Below are 7247 nucleotides of genomic sequence, written 5' to 3'. Positions count from 1 at the left end.
ACGACAACCCCTGCCAGAGCATCGCGGCCCCCCCCCCCCCCCCCCCCCCCCCCCCCCCCCCCCCCCCCCCTCCCGCGCCCCCCCCCCCCCCCCCCCCCCCCCCCCCCGTCCGCGTGCTCAGTCCTCGTCGTAGCGCGGGTCGATGGCGTCCGGGGACAGCCCCAGCAGCTCCGCCACCTGCTCGATCAGGATCTCGTGCACCAGTGCCGCGCGGTCCTCCCGGGTCTTCGCCCGGATCTCCACCGGCCGCCGGTACACCACGATCTGGCTCTTGCGGCCCTGCTTGCCCGGCAACACCCGCCCCAGCGGCACGCCGTCCTCGCCGTCGGCCGCGTCGGGCTCGTGCAGCGGCACCTCCTGGACGGCGAACTCCACTTCGATCAACTGCGGCCAGCGCCGTTCAAGACGCTCCACCGATTCGCGCACGTAGTCGTCGAACAGTTCGGAGCGGGTGAGCGAGATCGGCACCTGGGGCGGCGCCAGCGGGCCGCGCAGCCCCCTGCCGTGCCGGTCGCGATGCCGGGGACGGCGCGAGGGTCCCGTCGATGACTGCGGTGCAGAGCTGTCCATATCACTGCCGAGGGTAGTCCTTGGACGGTCGGAAGTGGACTACTCCGACGGGGAAACGCCCGGGGCGGCGGGGCGCGGACCGGCGTGCGGACCGCGACACGGCACACCCGCCGGACAGGCGGTCTTCGCTCCCCGGCGAGGAGTGCGGTACCGTCCACCCTCGTGAGCTCTGTACGTCGTTGTTCGCGGACCGCGTGCGGCCGGCCGGCCGTCGCGACGCTGACGTACGTCTACGCGGACTCCACCGCCGTCCTGGGCCCGCTCGCCACCTACGCCGAGCCGCACTGCTACGACCTGTGCGCAGAGCACGCCGAGCGCCTCACCGCCCCGCGCGGCTGGGAGGTCGTCCGGCTGGCCGCCGAGGCCGGGCCGCTGCGCCGCAGCAGCGACGACCTGGAGGCCCTCGCCAACGCCGTCCGCGAGGCCGCCCGGCCGCAGACCCCCCGTCAGGGCCGCGGGTCCGAGGGCGAGTCCACCGAGGGCGGCCGCCGCGGCCACCTGCGCGTCCTGCGCTCGCCGGACAACTGACGCCGCACAGCCGACGCCGTACCCCGCCCGGGCCCGCACCGGGCGTTCGTCCGACTTGGGTACGCTGCCCGTCTACCGTCACCGCGGACCGTCGACCGAACGGGCGGTGACCCCGACGTATCGTGACCGTGGGCGGCCAGCCGCCGATCACACGCACACCGACCAGTACAGAGACCAGGGTGGAGCCGCAGTGCGCGACCTCAAGCAGCTCGTGAAGGCCTACGACGTCCGAGGCGTCGTCCCGGACCAGTGGGACGAGCACCTGTCCCGGGCCTTCGGCGCCGCGTTCGTGCAGGTCACCGGCGCGTCCGCGATCGTCGTCGGCCACGACATGCGCCCCTCCTCCCCGTCGCTCACCCGGGCGTTCGCCGAGGGCGCCGCCGCCTACGGCGCCGACGTCGTCCAGATCGGCCTCTGCTCGACCGACCAGCTCTACTACGCCAGCGGCAAGCTCGACCTGCCCGGCGCGATGTTCACCGCCAGCCACAACCCGGCCCAGTACAACGGCATCAAGCTGTGCCGGGCCGGCGCCGCCCCGGTCGGCCAGGACACCGGCCTCGCCGAGATCCGCGAGCTGGTCGAGTCCTGGACGGGTGAGGACGACACCGTCACCGTCCCGGCCAAGGACGTCAAGCCGGGCGCGCTGTCCGAGCAGGACACCCTGCGGGGCTACGCCGACCACCTGCTGGGCCTGGTCGACCTCACCGCGATCCGTCCGCTCAAGGTCGTCGTGGACGCGGGCAACGGCATGGGCGGCCACACCGTGCCGACCGTCTTCGACGGCCTGCCGATCGAGCTCGTCCCGATGTACTTCGAGCTGGACGGGACCTTCCCCAACCACGAGGCCAACCCGCTCGACCCGAAGAACATCGTCGACCTCCAGGCCAGGGTCCGTGAGGTCGGCGCCGACCTCGGTCTGGCCTTCGACGGCGACGCCGACCGCTGCTTCGTCGTCGACGAGCGCGGCGAGCCGGTCTCCCCGTCCGCCATCACCGCCCTGGTCGCCGCCCGCGAGATCGCCCGCGCCCAGGCCGCCGGCGAGGCCGAGCCGACCGTCATCCACAACCTGATCACCTCCTGGACCGTCCCCGAGGTGGTCCGCGAGCTCGGCGCCAACCCGGTGCGCACCCGGGTCGGCCACTCCTTCATCAAGCAGGAGATGGCCGTCACCGACGCCGTCTTCGGCGGCGAGCACTCCGCGCACTACTACTTCCGCGACTTCTGGCGCGCCGACACCGGCATGCTGGCCGCGCTGCACGTGCTGGCCGCGCTCGGCGGGCAGCCCGGCACGCTGTCCGCGCTCACCGCCGAGTACGACCGCTACGCCGCCTCCGGCGAGATCAACAGCACCGTCGCCGACCAGGCCGCCAGCACCGCCGCCGTCCGCGCCGCCTACGCCGGCCTGGAGGGCACCACCGTCGACGAGCTGGACGGCCTCACCGTGGCCGGCCCGGACTGGTGGTTCAACCTGCGCGCCTCCAACACCGAGCCGCTGCTGCGCCTGAACGCCGAGGCCAAGGACCCGGCGAAGATGGCCGAGCTGCGCGACGGCGTGCTCGCCATCGTCCGCGCCTGACCGAGGCCTCCTGTGCCCCGGCCGGTAGGGTTGCCTATCGGCCGGGGCACCGCCGTGCCACCCCCCGACTTTTGGAGAGCCCCATGAAGCTCGAATCCTTCCTGCTGGAGATCCTGGTCTGCCCGCAGTGCCGGGCCGCGCTCACCGAGGGCGGCACCGAGGAGCAGCCCGAGCTGGTCTGCACCGGCGCGGACTGCGGCCTCGCGTACCCGGTGCGGGACGGCATTCCGGTCCTGCTGGTGGACGAGGCCCGCCGCCCGGCCTGATCCTTGGGGCGAAGCCCCCACCCCGTCAGCCCAGCGCGCACAGGACAGCAGCCGGAGGCCCGCCGCATGCTCGACGACACCCTGCTCGACGACCCGGCCGCCCTGCAGCGCGCCGACCGCGACCGCGCCCTGCTGGCCCTGGCCGGCGCCGGTGCGCGGGTCCGCACCGCGCTGCGGCTGGCCGACGCGGCCGGCCTGGACCGGCTGCGTCCGGACGGCCGCCCGCGCGCCGTCCTGGTCGCGGGCCACGGCAGCGCCCTGACGGCGGGCGAGATCCTGACCGCGCTGGCCGGCAGCGCCGGCCTGATCACCACGCTGCCGCCGACCGAGGCGGCCGCCCCGCGCGCCGACCGGGCCGGCGCACCGCCGGCCTTCACCGCCGGGCTCGGCTGGCAACTGCCCGGCTGGGCCGGCCCGCTGGACCTCCTGGTGGTCAGCTCCGCCGACGGCGGCGAACCGGGCCTGGTCAGCCTCGCCGAGCAGGCCTACGCGCGCGGCTGCGCGATCGCGGTCACCGCCCCGGTGGGCAGCCCGCTGGCCGAGGCCGCGTTGCAGGTGCGCGCGCTGCCGCTGCCGTACGTGGCCTCCGCGCTGCCCGAGGACGAGGCGCCCGCCCGCCCGGCCGCCGAGCCGGACCTCCCCGCCGAGGACCCGGCCGCGCTGTGGTCCCACCTCACCCCGCTGCTCGCGCTCGCCCAGAAGATCGGCATCACCCAGCTGCCGTACGACGCGCTGCCGGCCGTCGCCGACCTGCTGGACGCGACCGCCGTCCGCTGCCGCCCCGACGCCGCCGCGTACACCAACCCGGCCAAGGGCCTGGCCGCCCGGCTGGCCGGGACGGTCCCGCTGCTGTGGGCCGAGGGCCCGATCGCCGGGGCCGTCGCCACCCGCTTCGCCGCCCAGCTCGCCGAACGGGCCGGCCGCCCGGCGCTGGCCGGGCCGCTGCCGCAGGTGCTCACCGCCCACCGCGGCATGTTCACCGGCCAGTTGGGCGCGGGCGCGGACCCGGACGACTTCTTCCGCGACCGGGTCGACGAGCCGGATCCGCTGCACCTCCAGGTCCTGCTGCTGCGGCACGTCCCGGGGGCGCCCGGCGGTCGGCCCGGGGCCCAGCCCGGCGGCGCGGCCGACGAGGCGGACGGGCCGGCCGAGGTGCCGGAGGACGACGCGGGCCCGCGCAGCTTCGGCGTCACCCGCGCGCACCGGCTGGCCGGCGCCCACGACGTCCGGCTGACCGAGTACGCGACCACCCGGCCGGACCCGCTGCACGCGCTCGCCGACCTGGTCGCGCTGACCGACTTCGCCGCCGTCTACCTCGGGCTCGCCGCCGCGCAGTCCTGAGCCGGCGTCGCACGGCCGGTACGGTAAGCGCTCGACGGAGCAGCGCGACCAGCCATTGCGGCGGAGGGACCCGGAGCATGAGTACAGAAGGCGGCACCAAGGCACTGGTCGCGGCACTGTCCGCGAACCTGGCGATCGCGGCGGCCAAGTTCACCGCCTTCGGCTTCACCGGCTCGTCGTCGATGCTGGCCGAGGGCGTGCACTCGGTTGCCGACTCGGGCAACCAGGTGCTGCTGCTGATCGGCGGCAAGCGGGCGCGCCGGGCGGCGGACGAGGAGCACCCGTTCGGGTACGGCCGCGAGCGTTACATCTACGGCTTCCTGGTGGCGATCGTCCTCTTCAGCGTCGGCGGCCTGTTCGCGATCTACGAGGGCTGGCACAAGGTCAACCACCCGGAGAAGCTGGACTCCTGGGGCTGGGCGGTCGGCGTGCTGATCTTCGCCGTCGCGATGGAGGGCTGGTCCTTCCTCACCGCGATGCGCGAGTCGGCGAAGGCCAAGGGCGGCCAGGGCTGGGTGCAGTTCATCCGCACCGCCAAGGCCCCGGAGCTGCCGGTGGTGCTGCTGGAGGACGCCGGCGCGCTGATCGGCCTGGTGCTCGCGCTGCTCGGCGTCTCGCTCACCGTGATCACCGGCGACGGCGTCTGGGACGGCGTCGGCACCCTGGGCATCGGCGTCCTGCTGGTGCTGATCGCGGTGGTGCTCGCCCTGGAGACCAAGTCGCTGCTGCTCGGCGAGTCCGCCGACCGGGATTCGGTGCGCCGGATCCGCGAGGCGCTGGTGGACGGCGAGGCCGTCACCGGAGTGATCCACATGCGCACCCTGCACCTGGGGCCGGAGGAACTGCTGGTCGCCGCCAAGATCGCCGTCAACGCGGAGGACAGCGCGGCCCGCGTCGCGCGGGCGATCGACGCGGCGGAGGAGCGGGTCCGGGCCGCCGTCCCGATCGCGCGGGCGATCTACCTGGAGCCCGACGTCTACAGCGCCGAGAAGGCCGCCGCGGGCGAGGACCCGGCGGCCACCCCCGGCGGGCCCGGGCCCGGCGCCTCGCACTGACCGGCGCCGGTCCGCCGCCGGCCGGGGTCGGCTGGGATCCGCTTGAGGACCCGTCCGGTCCGAGGCCGAAATCGCTCATCGGCGGACGGCCGGTGGGGCCGCCGGTGTAGATTCGTCACCAGAGCCAGAACGTCGCTGCTGATGGCGGTTGATCGGCGGTCCGCCCCTGTGGGGTGTGCCCCGGTCGAGGGAGAGAGGTCCTCCGACGGTTTGTGCTGCGCAGCAGGGAACCGGTCCGCCACCACGGATCCGGCCGCCCCGGCGTAGCCGTGCACCCGTACGGCCCCGCCCCCGCTGCGACCGCACACACAGGACCTTGGCCACGCCCACCCCATCAGCGAGGAGCAGACGCATGTCGACCGACACCACCGGTGACTTCAAGGTCGCCGACCTTTCCCTGGCGCCGTTCGGCCGCAAGGAGATCCAGCTGGCCGAGCACGAGATGCCCGGCCTGATGTCGATCCGAGCCGAGTACGCCGAGTCGAAGCCGCTGACCGGCGCCCGCATCACCGGCTCGCTGCACATGACCGTGCAGACCGCCGTCCTCATCGAGACCCTGACCGCCCTGGGCGCCGAGGTCCGCTGGTGCTCCTGCAACATCTTCTCCACCCAGGACCACGCGGCCGCCGCCATCGCGGTCGGCCCGGAGGGCACCCCGGAGAACCCGCAGGGGGTGCCGGTCTTCGCCTGGAAGGGCGAGACCCTGGACGAGTACTGGTGGTGCACCGAGCAGGCCCTGACCTGGCCCGAGGGCAAGACCCCGAACATGATCCTGGACGACGGCGGCGACGCCACCCTGCTGATCCACAAGGGCGTCGAGTTCGAGAAGGCCGGTGCCGCGCCGGACCCGTCCACCGCGGACAACGACGAGTTCCGGATCATCCTGGAGCTGCTCAACCGCACCCTCAAGGACTCCCCGAACAAGTGGACCGAGGTCGCCGCCACCATCAAGGGCGTGACCGAGGAGACCACCACCGGTGTCCACCGCCTGTACGAGATGCACCGTGACGGCCAGCTGCTGTTCCCGGCGATCAACGTCAACGACTCGGTCACCAAGTCGAAGTTCGACAACAAGTACGGCTGCCGCCACTCGCTCATCGACGGCATCAACCGCGCCACCGACGTCCTGATCGGCGGCAAGGTCGCCGTCGTCTGCGGCTACGGCGACGTCGGCAAGGGCTGCGCCGAGTCGCTGCGCGGCCAGGGCGCCCGCGTCATCGTCACCGAGATCGACCCGATCTGCGCGCTCCAGGCGGCGATGGACGGCTACCAGGTCGCCACCCTGGAGGACGTCGTCGAGACGGCCGACATCTTCATCACGACCACGGGCAACAAGGACATCATCATGGCCTCCCACATGGCCCGGATGAAGCACCAGGCCATCGTCGGCAACATCGGCCACTTCGACAACGAGATCGACATGGCCGGCCTGGCGCAGCTGCCCGGCGTGGTGAAGACCGAGGTCAAGCCGCAGGTCCACGAGTGGCGCAAGGCCGACGGCCGCACCATCATCGTCCTCTCCGAGGGCCGCCTGCTGAACCTGGGCAACGCGACCGGCCACCCGTCGTTCGTGATGTCCAACTCCTTCGCGAACCAGACGATCGCCCAGATCGAGCTGTTCACGAAGACCGAGCAGTACCCGATCGGCGTCTACGTGCTGCCCAAGCACCTGGACGAGAAGGTCGCCCGGCTGCACCTCGACGCGCTCGGCGTGAAGCTGACCACCCTGAGCCAGGAGCAGGCCGACTACATCGGCGTCCCGGTCGAGGGCCCGTACAAGGCGGAGCAGTACCGCTACTGATGCGGTGAGCCGTACGCCGGTGGGGGGGGGGGGGGGGGGGGGGGGGGGGGGGGGGGGGGGGGGGGGGGGGGGGGGGGGGGGGGGGGGGGGGGGGGGGGGGGGGGGGAGGG

7 protein-coding genes are annotated in these 7247 nt (G+C 73.8%); 6 read left to right on the top strand and 1 reads right to left on the bottom strand.

The annotated features are described in order from the left end of the window. Window positions 1–117: 117 nt before the first annotated feature. Window positions 118–570, bottom strand: a complete 453-nt coding sequence (locus tag AC07BF_RS36995) for a metallopeptidase family protein (RefSeq protein WP_079135840.1) — start codon at window positions 568–570, stop codon at window positions 118–120. Window positions 571–654: 84 nt separating this feature from the next. Between AC07BF_RS36995 and AC07BF_RS36990 the strand changes: the two genes are divergently transcribed. The 6 genes from AC07BF_RS36990 to ahcY all read left to right on the top strand — a co-directional run bounded on the left by AC07BF_RS36990 (window position 655) and on the right by ahcY (window position 7137). Further along, window positions 655–1098 carry a DUF3499 domain-containing protein gene (locus AC07BF_RS36990; protein WP_079136306.1) on the top strand — a complete coding sequence of 148 codons (444 nt, stop codon included), beginning with the start codon at window positions 655–657 and terminating at the stop codon, window positions 1096–1098. Window positions 1099–1288: 190 nt separating this feature from the next. After that, entirely contained in the window at window positions 1289–2674 is a 1386-nt protein-coding gene (locus AC07BF_RS36985) for a phosphomannomutase/phosphoglucomutase (protein WP_363587590.1), read from the top strand. A gap of 83 nt (window positions 2675–2757) precedes the next feature. Next, on the top strand, window positions 2758–2940 hold the full coding sequence (locus tag AC07BF_RS36980; RefSeq protein ID WP_280686052.1) for a Trm112 family protein: 183 nt from the start codon (window positions 2758–2760) through the stop codon (window positions 2938–2940). 66 nt (window positions 2941–3006) lie between these two features. Next, window positions 3007–4281: an SIS domain-containing protein gene (locus tag AC07BF_RS36975; protein ID WP_400989622.1), complete on the top strand. Its 1275-nt coding sequence runs from the start codon at window positions 3007–3009 to the stop codon at window positions 4279–4281. Between the two features lie 77 nt (window positions 4282–4358). Next, window positions 4359–5336, top strand: a complete 978-nt coding sequence (locus AC07BF_RS36970; protein WP_363587586.1) for a cation diffusion facilitator family transporter — start codon at window positions 4359–4361, stop codon at window positions 5334–5336. Window positions 5337–5688: 352 nt separating this feature from the next. Further along, window positions 5689–7137, top strand: coding sequence for an adenosylhomocysteinase (gene ahcY, locus AC07BF_RS36965; protein ID WP_363587584.1), 1449 nt, complete (start codon window positions 5689–5691; stop codon window positions 7135–7137). Window positions 7138–7247 lie beyond the last annotated feature (110 nt).

This window comes from Kitasatospora sp. NPDC043950 (genome assembly GCF_056435345.1).
The sequence above is the reverse complement of the archived record's forward strand: the minus strand, read 5'-3'. Positions and strand labels throughout refer to the sequence as shown.

Bases quoted from the DNA above. Each gene is read 5' to 3' on its own strand.
- AC07BF_RS36980 (WP_280686052.1), top strand. From the start codon at position 2,758: ATGAAGCTCGAATCCTTCCTGCTGGAGATCCTGGTCTGCCCGCAGTGC.
- AC07BF_RS36975 (WP_400989622.1), top strand. From the start codon at position 3,007: ATGCTCGACGACACCCTGCTCGACGACCCGGCCGCCCTGCAGCGCGCC.
- ahcY (WP_363587584.1), top strand. From the start codon at position 5,689: ATGTCGACCGACACCACCGGTGACTTCAAGGTCGCCGACCTTTCCCTG.
- AC07BF_RS36970 (WP_363587586.1), top strand. From the start codon at position 4,359: ATGAGTACAGAAGGCGGCACCAAGGCACTGGTCGCGGCACTGTCCGCG.
- AC07BF_RS36995 (WP_079135840.1), bottom strand. From the start codon at position 570: ATGGACAGCTCTGCACCGCAGTCATCGACGGGACCCTCGCGCCGTCCC.